We start from the raw sequence: 14,785 nt of genomic DNA on the forward strand, positions 1-14,785 counted from the left end.
ACACCTGCCCTTCGCCTGCCCGCCTCCCTCACTTCACTGTTAGGAAGGCTTCCTATTGGATGCGAGGAACGTAAGTCCCCGTGAGGGGGGCGTCAAGGGATGGCGCCTCGGCGGCAACCAAGTCGTTACCTGGGGCGCGTCAGCGCAGGGAGGCGGTGAAGTTCAACCAGGCGGCCGGGGTGAGGTGGACCACTGGGGCGACGGGGTGGGTGCCCTTGGAGTCGCGGACGGCGACAGTGCCGGGGACGTTGATGGCCACTTCGACGCACTCGCCGTTCACCTGGCTGTGACTGGACTTCGCGAACTTGAACTCGGGCACAGGTCACAGCTCCTTGCACAGGCTGTCGATGAGTTCCACCGAAGCATGAGGAGCCAGACTCTGTCGAGCAGTGCGGTCGAAGAGGGTGCTGTACTTCGCGCTCTCGGCTTCGTTCTCCACCCAGGCTGAGCCCAACACCCTGTCGGTCTGCACTACGTCCAGGGCGTCGGCCTCCTCGAAGGAAATGATGCTGAACGGGCCCGCGATGCAGGGATGTCCGCCAGCGCTGAACGGAAGCACCTGGAGGCGCACGTTCGGCAGCTCCGAGAGTTCAAGTATGCGCTCCAACTGGGCGCGCATGACGCTGGGGCCGCCAACTTGCTGTCGCAGCGCAGCTTCCCCGACGACCGCATACACCTGAAGGGGGTGTTCACCCAGCAACCGCCTCTGGCGCTTCTGTTTGACCTGCACCAAGGGTTCGATCTCTGCTGGGTCCGTCCAGCTTTCCTCCGTCACGCCAAGAGCGCGGGTGTAAGCAGGTGTTTGAAAGAGGCCCGGGATGATTGAGGACTGCCAATTGCGGATGCGGCTCGCCACGTCCTCCATGGCGATGTACTCGGCCAGGGAGCCGGTACCGGGCGTGTTCTGCCACCAGCCCTTGGCCTTGCGGCGTTCGCGGTCCAGCTTGGCCAGCTCCAGGAGCCTTCCCAGGGCTTTGGGGTCCTCGACCCCGTAGAACTCGCACAGCACCCGGATGTCCGGGTCCCGCATCGGGACCCAGCCGCGCTCCATCTTCACGATTTTCGTGCCTGTCGCGTTGATGGACTCCGCAGCCTGCTGCTGAGTCTTCCCCGCTGCGTCGCGGAGGCGCAGCAGCTCCCCACCGAGCCTGCGGGCCAGGACAGTTGATACCTGCCCCTGTCGGGACTGTGTTGATCGCGTCACGGTCACAGTCTGTCCCACCACCGTCACTGGAGCGACGCAGTTCACTCTTTCAGGAAGAACTTCCTGAGGTTGATTGCACTCAGAGTTGACCACTAGCTACGTTCGGTACTCAACCGCTAACCCGGCGGCATCAGCTGGCGGAGTCCTCGACTCCGACCGCACAAGGAGGTGCGTGTCCATGGCCGAGCAACCCCCCACGCCAGCCCCACCCGAACCGGTGCTTCGGGAGGACCGGCTCGACTACCTCCCCCAGGCGGGCAGCGTCTCCCTGGCCCGGCACAGAACCGCCCGCCTCGTCGGCGAGTGGGGCCACCCCGCCCTCGCGGGGGACGCCGCACTGATCACCTCCGAGCTGATGACCAACGCCCTGCTGCACGGCAGCCTCCGGGACCGCCTGATCCGCGTACGGATCACCCTTACCGCGGACACCCTCCGCATCGAGGTCGCGGACCCGCGCGGCGAGCGCCTCCCGGAGCCCCGTACGGCCGCCACCACGGACCAGTTCGGCCGGGGCCTCGTCCTGGTGGCGGCGCTGGCCGACCGGTGGGGCTGCGAGCCGAGGAGCGTGGGCAAGACGGTGTACGCGGAGCTGAGGTGGTGAACGCGGGCGGACGAGCGCGCGCCGGTACGCCACGGATGCCGGTCGGCACATTCGAGGCCATCGCGCTGCACGCAGCCCGGGTCATGGAGGGAGCACGCGTCGAGTTGCTGCGGGGACGACTCGGAGCCAAGGCCGTGCCGTACGGGGACCGGGGGTGCGTCCTCCAATGGTTGACGCGCGTGTGCGTGCGGCGCAGGCCGGAGCTGTGGCTCGACACCCAGCAGGGGCTGGTGATCGAGTCCCGCCGGGAAGGCCGCGCCCGGCCCGACGGCATCCTCGCGCCGAGCGATGCCTTCGCGGGCGCGGGCACATGGGCCGACCCCACCCCCGTCCTCATGATCGTAGAGGTCACCTCGTACGACTCCGACACCGATCACCGCGACCGGGTCGAGAAGCCCCGCGCGTACGCCGAGACGGGTATCCCGGTCTATCTGCTCGTCGACCGCGACACCTGCGAGATCAAGGTGCACAGTCAGCCGGACGGCGTCCGCTACGAGCAGGTGCGGACGCTGCCGTTCGGCAAGGAGGTCACCCTGCCCGACCCGGTCGGCATCACCCTCGACACGGAGCCGCTCAAGGACTGGACCCGCTGAGCGGAACCGGCGTACGCGCTCGGGGGCGGGCTCCTACTTCGACAGGTTCGGCGGGGGCTGCGGTATAGGGGACGCGGCCAGGGACTGGGGGGACGTCGCGGAGGCGTAGGCGGACGGGGCCGCCATGCCCGCCGTCGGGTCGGGGGCGGCGACCACGCCGCCGTCCAGCGCGATGGGAAGGCCGCCCACAAGGCGGATACCCTCCGCGTCGAAGGCCCGCTTGATGCGCCAGCGCAGCTCGCGCTCGATGCCGAGGGACTTGCCCGGCATGGTCTTCGCGACGACCCGGACCACCATCTGGTCCAGGAGCACGCTGTCCAGGCCGAGCACCTCGACCGGGCCCCACAGCTGCTCGTTCCACGGCTCGTCCTTGCCGAGCCGCTCGCCGACCTCGCTCAGGACCTTCTTGACCTTGTCGAGGTCCTCGTCCGAGCGGACCGTCACGTCCACCCCGGCCGTGGACCAGCCCTGGGAGAGGTTGCCGATGCGCTTGACCTCGCCGTTGCGCACGTACCAGATCTCGCCGTCGTCGCCGCGCAGCTTGGTCACGCGCAGGCCCACCTCGATGACCTCGCCGGAAGCCACCCCGGCGTCGATGGAGTCACCGACCCCGTACTGGTCTTCGAGGATCATGAAGACGCCGGAGAGGAAGTCCGTGACCAGGTTCCGGGCGCCGAAACCGATGGCCACGCCCGCGACACCCGCCGAGGCGAGCAGCGGCGCCAGGTTGATCTGGAACGTACCCAGGATCATCAGCGCGGCCGTGCCGAGGATGAGGAACGACGCCACCGAGCGCAGCACCGAACCGATGGCGTGCGAGCGCTGCCTGCGACGCTCCACGTTGACGAGGAGCCCGCCGAGCGCGGTGCCGTCCACGGCCTGCGCCGTGCGGTTCATGCGGTCGATGAACTTGGTGATGGCGCGCCGCACGAGCACCCGCAGCGTCATCGCGATGACGACGATCAACAGGATGCGCAGGCCGATGGCGAGCCAGGTGGACCAGTTCTGCTCCACCCAGCTCGCGGCGTTCGTGGCGCTCTCCTGGGCGTCGTCGAGCGTCACGGGTTTGCGCGTCGGTGACGGTGACGGTGTCGGGTCCGGGTCCGTTCCGGCAACCGACAGGACGGACAGGAACACGGCTGGTACCTCCAGGCATAGCGACCTGCCCAGTAGATGCCCCGGGCAGACCCACCACACTAACGGGGCATTGTGTGGGGATCGTTGTCATGTTCGATGGAGAGTCGGTGCTCACCTGCGCGGAAACGTCCCGCCGATCGAGGTGTGGTCGAAAACACTTCAGGGCCGTTACCAGCTCATGCTGGCGTTCCGACCAGGCATGAGGGGAGACTGGCTCCAGATCGTCCCGGCGCGAGCCACGCGCCGCCGGCGTTATAGGAGGCATCCGTGCCGCATGTCCTGGTCCTGAACGCGTCGTACGAGCCCCTCGGCGTCGTACCGCTCCGCCGCGCGCTCGTCCTCGTCCTCGAGAACAAGGCACTCTGCCTCGAGGAGTCCGGCGCCTTCATGCACAGCGCGACCTGCACCGTCGCCGCACCCAGCGTGGTCCGGCTCAAGCGCTTCGTGCGGGTTCCCTACCGGGGCCCCGTGCCCCTGACCCGCCGTGCCCTGTTCGCCCGCGACGGCGGCCGGTGCATGTACTGCGGTGGCGTCGCAACCAGCGTCGACCACGTCATTCCCCGCAGCCGCGGCGGTCAGCACGTCTGGGACAACGTGGTGGCGTCGTGCCGCCGCTGCAACCACGTCAAGGCCGACCGGCACCTCCTGGAGCTCGGCTGGCGCCTGCGCCACAAGCCCGCGCCACCCACCGGCCTCGCCTGGCGCATCATCGGCACCGGGCACAGGGATCCGCGCTGGCTGCCGTACTTGCAGCCCTTCGGCGCGGACGACGCGATGGCCCGGATCGACGGCATTTCCGCCTAGAAACGATCCGGGCCTCGTCGTGCGCGGTCCGTTGCCGTACGGGGGCGTACGTGCGTCTCTGTCGTACGGGGGCGTACGTGGGTTCCTGTCGTACGCGGGCGTACGGTGCGTACGCGGGAGCGTCCCGTAGCCATTACTGTGGGCACACTCACTGTCACGCACAGCTCCGAAAGCCCATCACTCTCGCGCGCAGCGAGTCAATGCGCGGAGGTGCGCCGTCCGGCACGCCGGCCTTGAGTCGATTTTGTGACCAGCGTCACGTTCCCGGACGGTATACGGATGCGCCCCACCGCAGTGGGTAGGGCTCCCGCACCGGCATCCGCGACCAAGGAGCAACTCCATGCCCGCTTCCGCGAACCTCCTCCTGTCCGCCCTGTCCAAACAGGTCCCGCACCCCGGCCCCGGCTTCGAGGGGTCCTGCTCCTGCGGCTGCCTGGAGCTGCCCCTCACCAGCGAGCCGCCGCTCGCCGACGCCGCCCCCCTCACCAGCGAGCCGTCCCTGATGGACGCCGCCCCGCTGACCAGCGAGCCCACCTCCATGGGCACGGCCGCGGGCCTGGACCCCATGGGGGTCTAGATGACCCTTGCCAGGCTGGCCGCCCTGTACGGCGTGGCCACCTCCTACTCCCCGTCCCCGGACCGCACGGTCCAGGCATCCGAGGCCGCGGTCGTCGCGGCCCTCGCCGCGCTCGACGTCGACGCGAGCACACCCGAGGCGGTGCAGGACGCGGTGACGGCCCGCGAACGGGCTCTGCGGGAACGGTTGTTGCCCCCGACCGTGGTCCTGTGGGCCGACGAGAAGCCCCCGCCCGAAGTCGCGGACGCGGCACCCGGGAGCGGGGCCCCCGGTCCCGAGGCGACGCACCCCGCCCCCTCCTCCCAGACGGCGGCCCTCACCTCCCTGGCCGCCCTCGACGCCCTCACCGCCCTCCCCCCGGGCAGCCGTGTCACCGTCGAGACGGAGGCCGGTGACCTCGTCGAGGTCCGCACGCCCGCGTCCGCAGAGACATCCGCGTCCGAAGGCACCCCCGCGTCCGAGGAGCCGCCCCCGGCCCTCGGCCCGCCCCCGGCGGCCCCCGCCCTGCCGCTGGGAATCCACCGCCTCCGCGCCGCCACGCCCGACGGCGCCACCGCCGAGGCCCATCTGATCGTCGCCCCGCGCCGGGCGCCCGCGCCGCCGCCGCGCACGTACGGGTTCCTCGTACAGCTGTACTCCCTCCTGAGTCACCACTCCTGGGGCATGGGCGACCTCGGTGACCTCGCGGAACTCGCCTCGTGGTCGGGGCGGGCGCTCGGCGCCGGCTTCGTCCAGGTGAACCCGTTGCACTCGGCCGTGCCCAAGCCCCCCGGTGGCGCCGGTGACCCCTCCCCGTACCGCCCCTCGTCCCGACGCTTCCCGGACCCGGTGCACCTGCGCGTCACGGACGTACCGGAGTTCGGCAGGCTGCGGGGCGAGGCCCGCGAACGGGCGGGCCTCTGTCTGGAGCGGGCCGCGGTGCTGCGCAGGGCCGTCCTGCGCGAGGGCGGCCTCATCGACCGGGACGCCGTGTGGGAGCTGAAGTCGGCCGCCCTGGAGCTGATCCGCGACGTGCCGCTCGGGCCCGGCAGGAACGCGGGCTACAGCGACTTCCTCGCCGAGCGCGGCGAGGCCCTGGAGGACCATGCCACCTGGTGCGCGCTAGCCGAGCGGTACGGCCCCGACTGGCACACCTGGCCCGCGCCCCTGCGGGACCCGGCGTCCCCCGAGACCGCCCGCGCCCGCAACGAGGCGATGGACCGCGTCGACTTCCACGGGCGCCTGGCCTGGCTCACCGACGAGCAGCTCGCCGCCGCCCAGCGGGCCGCGCACGACGCGGGGATGGGCATCGGCCTCATCCACGACCTGGCCGTCGGCGTGCATCCGGACGGCGCCGACGCCTGGGCCCAGCAGCGGTACTTCGCCACCGGCATGTCCACGGGCGCGCCACCGGACGCCTTCAACGCGCTGGGGCAGGACTGGGGGCTGCCGCCGTGGCGCCCCGACCGCCTTGCCGCGTCCGGCTACGCCCCGTTCCGCGAACTGCTGCGCGCCACGCTGCGGCACGCGGGCGCCGTGCGCATCGACCACGTCATGGGCCTCTTCCGGCTCTGGTGGGTGCCCGAAGGACGCACCCCCGTGGAGGGCACGTACGTACGCTACGACGCCGAGGCCATGCTGGCCGTCCTCGTCCTAGAGGCGCACCGCGCGGGAGCCCTCGTCATCGGTGAGGACCTCGGCACCGTCGAGCCCGGCGTGCGGGAGGCGCTGCGCGAGCGCGGGGTGTTCGGCACGTCCGTGCTGTGGTTCGAGCGCGACTGGGAGGGGTCGGGCCTTCCGCTGCCGCCCGCGCGGTGGCGCGCCGACTGCCTGGCCACGGCGACCACCCACGACCTGCCGTCCACGGCCGCCCGCATGACCGGCGACCACGTGCGCCTGCGCCACGACCTCGGCCTGCTGACCAGGCCGCAGGCCGCCGAACGCGCCGAGGCCGCCGCCGATGTGCACACGTGGCTCGCCCTGCTCTCGCGGCTCGGGATGCTGCCGGGCGGCGCAGGGGACGAGGAGGACGCCGTCCGGGCCGTGCACCGGTTCCTGCTCGCGACACCCGCCCGCATGGTCGGCGTCTGGCTGCCGGACACCGTCGGCGACCGCCGCCCGCAGAACCTGCCGGGCACCTGGGACCAGTACCCCAACTGGCGGCTGCCCGTCGCCGACGCCACCGGCCGTCCCGTCACCCTGGAGGATCTCGCCGCAACGCCGCGCCTGCACGCCCTCATGGAGGTGTTCAAGGCGCACCGGGGACCGCAGAGCCCTCCGGGGTGAGAGGCCCCGTACGCCACCCCGGGCGCGCGGTCCGCGGAGCCGTTCGCTACGTTGGCACCGTGGACAAGAAGAACGCCCTGCGCGCCGGTGCCCTGGCTGCCGGTACGACGCTGATGATGCTGCTCATGACGTCCCCCGCGTCCGCGTCGCTCCACCGCGACGACGGTGACGACCCGGGCTCCGGCCTGAGCGTGATGGAGACGCTCGGCCTGTACGTCGCCGCGCCGATCGTGCTGTTCCTCGTGATCGCCGGTCTGGTCATGGTCGGCGACAAGTCCCGCAAGCAGCAGAAGCAGGGCTGACGCCACCGGTCCGGTATCCGGTCCACCGGGCGTCCGGTTCGCTGGCCGTCCCGCGCACCGATCGTCCCCGCGCACCGATTCTCAGCTTCTCGCTTTCTTTCCGCCGAGGGCGCTCCTCGACCGTACGCACAGATGACCGTGCGCGCGGCCGGGGGGCGCCCTCGGCGTGTCCTCATGCCCCGTCCCCGGGTCCCGCCCCCGCGAGCAGCTTCCGCAGCAGGGCGGCCAGTCGCGCCGTCTCCGCCGCGTCGAGGCCCGCGGACATGAGCGCCGCGCGCTGCTCATCGAGGCCCGCCGCCACCGCCTCCTCGACCAGGGCCAGGCCCTCCCCGGTCAGCGTCACCTGAAGCGCCCGCCGGTCGTGCGGGTCGGGGGAGCGGCGGAGCAGCCCGGCCCGCTCCAGCTTGTCGAGCCGCCCGGTCATACCGCCCGTGGTCAGCATCAGCGTCGAGGACAGCAGGCGCGGTGAGAGCGTGTACGGCTCCCCGGAGCGGCGCAGCGTCGCCAGCACGTCGAACTCCCCGCGGGTGGTGCCGAGACGGCGGTACGCCTTCTCCACGCGGTCGCCGACCGCCTGCGCGACGCGGTAGACGCGGCCGAAGACCTCCATGGGGGTGGTCTCCAGGTCCGGCCGGACGGTGGCCCACTGCCCGATGATCGCGTCGACGGCATCGAGCGGAGCGGCCGTGTTCTCAGGGTCCGTGGAGTGGTCCGTGGCGTGGTCCGTGGCGTCCATGGGAGAAGTATCCAACGCCTTTCAGATGCTTACGAGTAAGTGGCTTGACGATAAGTAGCTTAGAGCTAAGCTACTTATCGTCAAGCTGTCTGGCCCGCGTGGTCGTGCAGCCGTGCGGCTGTGCGCAGGCGTGCAGCCGTGCACGGTCCAGCCGCACCCGGAAGGGCCGCGCACCCCCGGCGAACCCTCGGAGAGATACGTCATGAAGCGTGCCACCGCGATCCTGCTCACCGCCTACGCCCCGCTGACCTGGGGTTCCACGTACGCGGTCACGACCGAGTTCCTGCCCGCCGACCGGCCGCTGTTCACGGGCCTGATGCGGGCCCTGCCCGCCGGACTGCTGCTGCTCCTGCTCGCCAGACGGCTGCCGAGGGGGGAGTGGTGGTGGAAGTCCCTCGTCCTCGGGGCGCTGAACATCGGCGCCTTCTTCCCCCTGCTCTTCCTCTCCGCCTACCGGCTGCCCGGTGGCATGGCCGCGGTCGTCGGCTCCGTCGGGCCGCTCTTCGTCGCCGGGCTCTCGGCGCTGCTCCTCGCCGACCGCCCGAGCCCGCGCACCCTGCTCACCGGCGCCGCGGCGGCGCTCGGAGTCAGCCTCGTCGTCCTCAAGGGGGCCGGGGCGCTCGACGCGGTCGGCCTGCTGGCGGCCGTTGGTTCGACGGCGTCCATGTCGACAGGAACCGTGCTCACCAAGCGGTGGGGCCGCCCGGACGGCGTGGGCCCGCTCGCGCTCACCGGCTGGCAGCTGACGGCGGGCGGTCTGCTCATCGCCCCGGTCGCCCTCCTCGTCGAGGGCGCGCCGCCCGCCCTCGATGGCCGGAACGTCGCGGGCTACGTCTATCTGGCCCTGGCCGGTACGGCTCTCGCGTACTGGCTGTGGTTCCGCGGCATCGGCAGCCTCAGCGCGACCCAGGCCAGCCTGCTGGGCCCGCTCTCGCCCCTGACGGCGGCGGTCATCGGCTGGGCGGCGCTCGGTCAGTCCCTGACGGCGGTGCAAGTGGGCGGTATGGCCTTGGCGTTCGGGGCCACGGTGTTCGGCCAGCTGCGGACGGCACGGCCCGCTACCGACCCCAGAACGTTCAGTTCAGCTTCAAAGACCGAGCGAAAAGATTCGATGGACCTGGAGGGTGGGCCGGTGCGACGGTAGCCCGGCAGAGATCACCGAGCCCCTGACGCAGCCAGGGGAGAGGCAAGGGGGAGCAGTGGCGACCGTCCTGGGCCGCGGGAGCGCGGAGACCGCGTCGACGAGGAGGACGCGGGCGGAGAAGTCGAGGACGACGGCGCGGGTGGAGAAGTCGAGGACGACGGCGCGGGTGGAGAGGGGGAGGGGGAGGGCGAGGGCGCGGGCGGAGAAGGGGAGCGTGCGGGCTAACGGTCTCGGGGTCGGTATCGCGCTCGCCGCGCTCGCCACCGTGGTCTGGTCGGGGAGCTTCGTCACCTCCCGCGCCCTCGCCGACAGCGTCCCGCCCGTCCAGCACGCCTTCTGGCGCTGGATCGTCGCGATCGCGGCCGTCGCACCCTTCGCCGCCCGTCGGACCTGGCGGCAACGCGCCCTGCTCCGACGGCATCCGCGCTTCCTGCTCGCCGCGTCCCTGCTCGGCGTCACCGTCTACAACACCCTCGTCAACCAGGCCGGAGTGACGACCACCGCGGGCAACATGGGCATGATCATGGCTGCCTCGCCGGTCCTGATGGCGGTGTACGAGCGCCTCGGCGGGGTCCGCCTCGGAGCGCGGCGCATCGTGGGCATGCTCGTCGCCTGCGCCGGGGTGCTGCTCCTGGTCAGCGGCGGCTCCCTCGCCATGGACCTGGCGGTCGGCGACCTCTGGGTGATCGGCGCCGCCGTCGCCTTCGGCTCCTACAGCGCCCTGCTGCGCCGCAGGCCCGCGGAGATCTCCGGCCTCCCCTTCCTCTTCGCCACCTTCGTCCTCGGCGCCCTGATGCTGCTGCCGGTGTACGTCGTCAGCCTGGCCGTCCAGGGCGGCTTCGAACCGACGGCGGCTACGGTCTCGCCGCTCCTGTACGTGGGCGTGGTGTCGTCGGCGGTGGCCTTCTTCGCCTGGAACCGGGCGATCTCCCTCATCGGCGCGGCCCGCGCGGGCGTCGTCTACTACCTCCAGCCGGTGTGCGTGGCCCTGCTGTCCTTCGCGCTCCTCGGCGAGGGCATGGGGTGGCTGCGGGTGGTGTGCATGGGCCTGATCCTGGGCGGGGTGGTGCTGGGTTCGACGGCACGCAAGTGCGTGCGACCTGCGGGTACGTTGACGCCATGACCGAGTGGGACATCAAGAAGCTGCACATCCTGCGCACCCTGGACGAGCGCGGCACCGTCACCGCGACGGCGCGCGCCCTGCTCATGACCCCCTCGGCCGTGTCCCAGCAGCTGTCCAACCTCGCCAGGCAGGTGGGTGTGGACCTCCTGGAGGCACACGGGCGCCGGGTGCGACTCACCGGCGCCGCCCGGCTCCTGCTCGGGCACGCCGACGCCGTCTTCGCCCAACTGGAGCGGGCCGACGCGGAGTTGGCCGCCTATGCGCAGGGGGAGGCCGGTGAGGTACGGGTGGGGGCGTTCTCCACGGCGGTGCCGGCCCTGGTGGTGCCCGCGGTACGGGCCCTGCGGGTCGCGCACCCCGGGGTGCGGGTGCGGGTGCGGGAGGCCGAGGCGGGTGAGGCGTACGAGTTGCTGGCCGCGGGGGAGGTCGACCTTGCCCTTTCGCTGGCGGCGCGGGCCCCGCGGGAGGCGGGGGGCCCGGGGCGGGACGGGCGGTTCACGCGGGTGACGCTGTTCGCCGACCCGCTGGACGTCGCGCTGCCCGCGGGGCATGCGCTGGCCCACGCGCCCGGGCTCGGGCTGGCCGATCTGGCCGGGGAGGAGTGGATCTTCGGGGGGTCGGGACTCTGGTCGGAGATCACGCTGGCGGCGTGCGAGGCGGCGGGGTTCGTGCCGCAGGCGGCGCACAGTGCGGCCGGGTGGGCGGCGATCCTGGCGATGGTGGAGGCGGGCATGGGGGTGGCTCTCGTGCCCCGCATGGCGGTTTCTGGCCGGGGGGCCTTTGGGCAGGGGGGCGTGGTGATGCGTGACCTCGGGGCGGCTCGCCCCCGCCGCCATGTGATAGCCGCGACGCGCCGGGGCGGGGAGGCCGCCCCGGCGCTTTCCCATGTGCTGGGGGCTTTGCGGGCGGTGCCGCCTGGCCGGTGAGGGGCGTGGGGCTGCCCGGTCAGCCATGGGTTGCCTGCGCAGTTCCTCGCGCCCCTTACGGGAGCTGCGCGGTCAGCCACGCAGAGGCTGCTGACGCGTCTGCCGGGGCCGTGCGGTTGCGTCTGCGGGTTTTCGTTGGTTGCGCGCGCAGTTCCTCGCGCCCCTTGCGGGAGCTGCGCGGTCAGCCACGCAGAGGCTGCTGACGCGTCTGCCGGGGCCGTGCGGTCGCGTCTGCGGGTTTTCGTTGGTTGCGCGCGCAGTTCCTCGCGCCCCTTACGGGAGCTGCGCGGTCAGCCACGCAGAGGCTGCTGACGCGTCTGCTGGGGGCTGTGCGGTTGCGTCTGCGGGTTTTTGTGGGTTGCGCGCGCAGTTCCTCGCGCCCCTTGGCGGGGGCGCAAGCTACGGCACCCCCGCCCGCCCCCTGCGCACGGGCGGTGCCCCCACCCGCCCCCCGTGCACCCGTGCATGCGGGGTGACGGGTGGGTGGGTGGGAAACCCCCGCGTCGCGGAGCGGCAGCGGCGGGTCAGGCGTCGGCGGCCTGGGCCCGCAGGGCCCGCTCCACGCCCGCGCGCGACTCAGTGATGAGTCGCCGCAACGCGGCGGAGGGCTCGGCCCCCTTCAACCACGCGTCCGTCGCCTCCAGCGTCCCCGACGACACCTGGAGCGCGGGGTACAGACCCACCACGATCTGCTGCGCCATCTCGTGCGAACGGGACTCCCACACCCCGGCCACGGCGTCGAAGTACTTCTGCGTGTACGCAGCGAGCAGCTCCCGCTGATCGGTCTGGACGAAGCCGGAGATCACCGCCTCCTGCACGGCGTTGGGCAGCTTGTCGGACTCCACGACGGAGGCCCAGGCCTCGGCCTTGGCCTCGGCGGTGGGCCGGGCGGCCCGCGCGGCGGCCGCGTGCCGCTCACCCGCGGCCGTCCGGTCCCGCTCGAACTCCGCGGCGATCCCCGCCTCGTCGAGCCGCCCGGTCGCCGCGAGCCGCGCCACGAACGCCCACCGCAGCTCGGTGTCCACGGCGAGGCCCTCGACGGCCTCGGAGCCGTCGAGCAGCCCTTCGAGCAGCGCGAGGTCGGACTCCGAGCGGGCGGTGGCCGCGAACGCCCGCGCCCAGGCGAGCTGGTGGTCGCTGCCGGGCGCGGCGGCCCGCAGCTGCTCGCGGGCCGCCTCCGTCCAGCGGGTGAGCAGCGCGTCCCGGTGGGCGGGGGCCGCGTACAGGTCGAGCGCCAGCTTCACCTGGCGGTGCAGCGACTGCACGACGCCGATGTCGGACTCCTTGCCGATGCCGGACAGGACGAGGGAGAGGTAGTCCCGCGTGGGCAGCTCCGCGTCGCGCGTCATGTCCCACGCCGACGCCCAGCAGAGCGCCCGCGGCAGCGAGGCCTCGAAGTCACCGAGGTGCTCGGTGACGAAGGCCAGCGAGTCCGCGTCGAGGCGGACCTTGGCGTACGACAGGTCGTCGTCGTTGAGCAGGACGACATCGGGCCTGGCCCGGCCCACCAGCGCGTCCACGGCCGTCAGCTCGCCGTCCACGTCCAGCTCGACGCGCTCGGTGCGCACCAGCCTGCCCGTCGCGGCGTCGAGGTCGTACAGGCCGATCGCGATGCGGTGCGGGCGCAGCGTCGGCGACCCCTGGGCGCCCGCGGGCAGCTCGGGGGCCTCCTGCTTGACGGCGAAGGAGGTGATGGTGCCGGAGGTGTCGACGTCCACGACCGGGCGCAGCACGTTGATGCCCGCCGTCTCCAGCCACTTCTTCGACCAGGTCTTCAGGTCCCGGCCGCTGGTCTCCTCCAGGGCGCCGAGCAGATCGCTCAGCCGGGTGTTGCCGAAGGCGTGCCGCTTGAAGTACGCCTGCACGCCGCTGAAGAACTCGTCCGTGCCCACGTAGGCGACGAGCTGCTTGAGGACGCTCGCGCCCTTGGCGTACGTGATGCCGTCGAAGTTGACGAGCACGTCGTCCAGGTCACGGATGTCCGCCATGATCGGGTGCGTGGACGGCAGCTGGTCCTGCCGGTAGGCCCACGTCTTCATGGAGTTGGCGAACGTGGTCCAGGAGTGCGGCCAGCGCGAGCCCGGCGCGTACGCCTGGCAGGCGATGGAGGTGTAGGTCGCGAACGACTCGTTCAGCCAGAGGTCGTTCCACCACTCCATCGTCACGAGGTCGCCGAACCACATGTGCGCTAGCTCGTGCAGGATCGTCTCCGCGCGCGTCTCGTACGCGGCGTCGGTGACCTTGGAGCGGAACACGTACTGGTCGCGGATCGTCACCGCGCCCGCGTTCTCCATCGCGCCCGCGTTGAACTCCGGCACGAAGAGCTGGTCGTACTTCGCGAACGGGTAGGCGTAGTCGAACTTCTCCTGGAACCAGTCGAAGCCCTGCCGGGTGACCTCGAAGATCGCGTCCGCGTCCAGGTACTCCGCGAGCGAGGGACGGCAGTAGATGCCGAGGGGCACGCGCTGCCCGTCCTTCTCGTACGAGGAGTGCACCGCGTGGTAGGGGCCGACGATCAGGGCCGTGATGTACGACGAGATGCGCGGCGTGGGCTCGAAGACCCAGAGGTCGCCCCCGGGGCCCGTGGGATCGGGCGTCGGCGAGTTCGAGACCACCGTCCAGCCGCTCGGTGCCTTCACGGTGAACTGGAACGTCGCCTTCAGGTCCGGCTGCTCGAAGGAGGCGAACACGCGGCGCGCGTCCGGGACCTCGAACTGGGTGTACAGATAGGCCTGCTGGTCGACGGGGTCGACGAAGCGGTGCAGGCCCTCACCGGTGTTGGTGTACTCGCAGTCCGCGACGACCTTCAGCACGTTGGCGCCCTCGCGCAGGTGCTTCAGGGCGATGCGCGAGTCGCGGAAGGCCGCGGCCACGTCCACCGAGTGTCCGTTGAGGACGACCTCGTGGACGGCGGGGGCGACGAGATCGATGAAGGTCTCTGCGTTCGCCTCGGCGCTCTCGAAGCGGACCGTGGTCACCGACCGGTACGTCCCTCCCTCCTGCGCTCCGGAGAGGTCGAGATCGATCTCGTACGAGTCAACGGTGAGCAGCTTCGCCCGCTGCTGCGCCTCTTCGCGGGTCAGATTGGTGCCGGGCACGCGGTCATCTCCTCGGTACGACTTGCGTAGTTTCTGCGATGTTTCTCGCCATCCTTGCACGTGGCGTCGCGGCCCGGGCCGGGCCATTGTTCTCAGGTCGCGCGGCCGTTAGCATCCGCGCGTCGGTTCGGCCCGAAAAGCGGTCCGGAGCGGCCTGGAGCGGCGGTGCACGGCCGGGGGGCGGATGGATATGACGAGGGGCGCAAGGGGGGCACGCGGTGTCCGGTTCCCGCGCGGGCCGCGAAGACCGCAGTCGACCCGGGAGGCCGCACGGT

Annotated in this window: 14 protein-coding genes; 9 read left to right on the forward strand and 5 right to left on the reverse strand. The window is 71.7% G+C overall.

Annotated features, from left to right (window positions below):
* Positions 1–139: 139 nt before the first annotated feature.
* Together ACH4DX_RS01615 and ACH4DX_RS01620 are read right to left on the reverse strand one after the other, a co-directional pair.
* The gene (locus tag ACH4DX_RS01615; RefSeq protein WP_398153605.1) at positions 140–319 is read right to left on the reverse strand and encodes a DUF397 domain-containing protein; all 180 of its coding nucleotides are present in this window, start codon (positions 317–319) and stop codon (positions 140–142) included.
* Between the two features lie 3 nt (positions 320–322).
* Complete coding sequence (locus tag ACH4DX_RS01620) at positions 323–1,204, reverse strand: helix-turn-helix domain-containing protein (protein WP_398153606.1); 882 nt, start codon at positions 1,202–1,204, stop codon at positions 323–325.
* A gap of 178 nt (positions 1,205–1,382) precedes the next feature.
* Here ACH4DX_RS01620 and ACH4DX_RS01625 point away from each other — a divergent pair, with 178 nt between their 5' ends.
* On the forward strand, positions 1,383–1,805 hold the full coding sequence (locus ACH4DX_RS01625; RefSeq protein WP_398153607.1) for an ATP-binding protein: 423 nt from the start codon (positions 1,383–1,385) through the stop codon (positions 1,803–1,805).
* A gap of 35 nt (positions 1,806–1,840) precedes the next feature.
* Complete coding sequence (locus tag ACH4DX_RS01630) at positions 1,841–2,398, forward strand: Uma2 family endonuclease (RefSeq protein ID WP_398153608.1); 558 nt, start codon at positions 1,841–1,843, stop codon at positions 2,396–2,398.
* Positions 2,399–2,431: 33 nt separating this feature from the next.
* Here the strand turns inward: ACH4DX_RS01630 and ACH4DX_RS01635 are convergent, their stop codons facing one another.
* A complete protein-coding gene (locus tag ACH4DX_RS01635; RefSeq protein ID WP_398116814.1) occupies positions 2,432–3,535 on the reverse strand; it encodes a mechanosensitive ion channel family protein in 1,104 nt (367 codons plus the stop codon).
* 267 nt (positions 3,536–3,802) lie between these two features.
* Between ACH4DX_RS01635 and ACH4DX_RS01640 the strand changes: the two genes are divergently transcribed.
* The 4 genes from ACH4DX_RS01640 to ACH4DX_RS01655 all read left to right on the forward strand — a co-directional run bounded on the left by ACH4DX_RS01640 (position 3,803) and on the right by ACH4DX_RS01655 (position 7,483).
* A complete protein-coding gene (locus tag ACH4DX_RS01640; protein WP_398116816.1) occupies positions 3,803–4,339 on the forward strand; it encodes an HNH endonuclease in 537 nt (178 codons plus the stop codon).
* A gap of 340 nt (positions 4,340–4,679) precedes the next feature.
* Positions 4,680–4,916 (forward strand): hypothetical protein, encoded by a 237-nt coding sequence (locus tag ACH4DX_RS01645; protein ID WP_398153609.1) that lies wholly within the window; start codon positions 4,680–4,682, stop codon positions 4,914–4,916.
* A complete protein-coding gene (malQ, locus tag ACH4DX_RS01650; RefSeq protein ID WP_398153610.1) occupies positions 4,917–7,181 on the forward strand; it encodes a 4-alpha-glucanotransferase in 2,265 nt (754 codons plus the stop codon).
* Between the two features lie 59 nt (positions 7,182–7,240).
* Positions 7,241–7,483: a hypothetical protein gene (locus tag ACH4DX_RS01655; RefSeq protein ID WP_030563592.1), complete on the forward strand. Its 243-nt coding sequence runs from the start codon at positions 7,241–7,243 to the stop codon at positions 7,481–7,483.
* A 172-nt stretch (positions 7,484–7,655) separates the two neighbouring features.
* Here the strand turns inward: ACH4DX_RS01655 and ACH4DX_RS01660 are convergent, their stop codons facing one another.
* Positions 7,656–8,219, reverse strand: a complete 564-nt coding sequence (locus ACH4DX_RS01660; RefSeq protein WP_398153611.1) for a MarR family winged helix-turn-helix transcriptional regulator — start codon at positions 8,217–8,219, stop codon at positions 7,656–7,658.
* A gap of 202 nt (positions 8,220–8,421) precedes the next feature.
* Here ACH4DX_RS01660 and ACH4DX_RS01665 point away from each other — a divergent pair, with 202 nt between their 5' ends.
* The 3 genes from ACH4DX_RS01665 to ACH4DX_RS01675 all read left to right on the forward strand — a co-directional run bounded on the left by ACH4DX_RS01665 (position 8,422) and on the right by ACH4DX_RS01675 (position 11,412).
* On the forward strand, positions 8,422–9,363 hold the full coding sequence (locus ACH4DX_RS01665) for an EamA family transporter (protein WP_398153612.1): 942 nt from the start codon (positions 8,422–8,424) through the stop codon (positions 9,361–9,363).
* 214 nt (positions 9,364–9,577) lie between these two features.
* On the forward strand, positions 9,578–10,486 hold the full coding sequence (locus ACH4DX_RS01670; RefSeq protein ID WP_398153613.1) for a DMT family transporter: 909 nt from the start codon (positions 9,578–9,580) through the stop codon (positions 10,484–10,486).
* Complete coding sequence (locus ACH4DX_RS01675) at positions 10,483–11,412, forward strand: LysR substrate-binding domain-containing protein (protein ID WP_398153614.1); 930 nt, start codon at positions 10,483–10,485, stop codon at positions 11,410–11,412. The genes ACH4DX_RS01670 and ACH4DX_RS01675 overlap by 4 nt, the downstream gene beginning before the upstream one ends.
* A 524-nt stretch (positions 11,413–11,936) precedes the next feature.
* Here the strand turns inward: ACH4DX_RS01675 and pepN are convergent.
* On the reverse strand, positions 11,937–14,510 hold the full coding sequence (gene pepN / locus ACH4DX_RS01680) for an aminopeptidase N (RefSeq protein WP_398116830.1): 2,574 nt from the start codon (positions 14,508–14,510) through the stop codon (positions 11,937–11,939).
* Positions 14,511–14,785: the final 275 nt, after the last annotated feature.

This window comes from Streptomyces sp. NPDC017940 (genome assembly GCF_044328435.1).
GTDB lineage: Bacteria > Actinomycetota > Actinomycetes > Streptomycetales > Streptomycetaceae > Streptomyces.

Excerpts from the sequence above, each read along its gene's own strand:
- ACH4DX_RS01625 (WP_398153607.1), top strand. The coding sequence starts at position 1,383 with ATGGCCGAGCAACCCCCCACGCCAGCCCCACCCGAACCGGTGCTTCGG.
- ACH4DX_RS01630 (WP_398153608.1), top strand. The coding sequence starts at position 1,841 with ATGCCGGTCGGCACATTCGAGGCCATCGCGCTGCACGCAGCCCGGGTC.
- ACH4DX_RS01645 (WP_398153609.1), top strand. The coding sequence starts at position 4,680 with ATGCCCGCTTCCGCGAACCTCCTCCTGTCCGCCCTGTCCAAACAGGTC.
- malQ (WP_398153610.1), top strand. The coding sequence starts at position 4,917 with ATGACCCTTGCCAGGCTGGCCGCCCTGTACGGCGTGGCCACCTCCTAC.
- ACH4DX_RS01660 (WP_398153611.1), bottom strand. The coding sequence starts at position 8,219 with ATGGACGCCACGGACCACGCCACGGACCACTCCACGGACCCTGAGAAC.
- ACH4DX_RS01665 (WP_398153612.1), top strand. The coding sequence starts at position 8,422 with ATGAAGCGTGCCACCGCGATCCTGCTCACCGCCTACGCCCCGCTGACC.
- ACH4DX_RS01675 (WP_398153614.1), top strand. The coding sequence starts at position 10,483 with ATGACCGAGTGGGACATCAAGAAGCTGCACATCCTGCGCACCCTGGAC.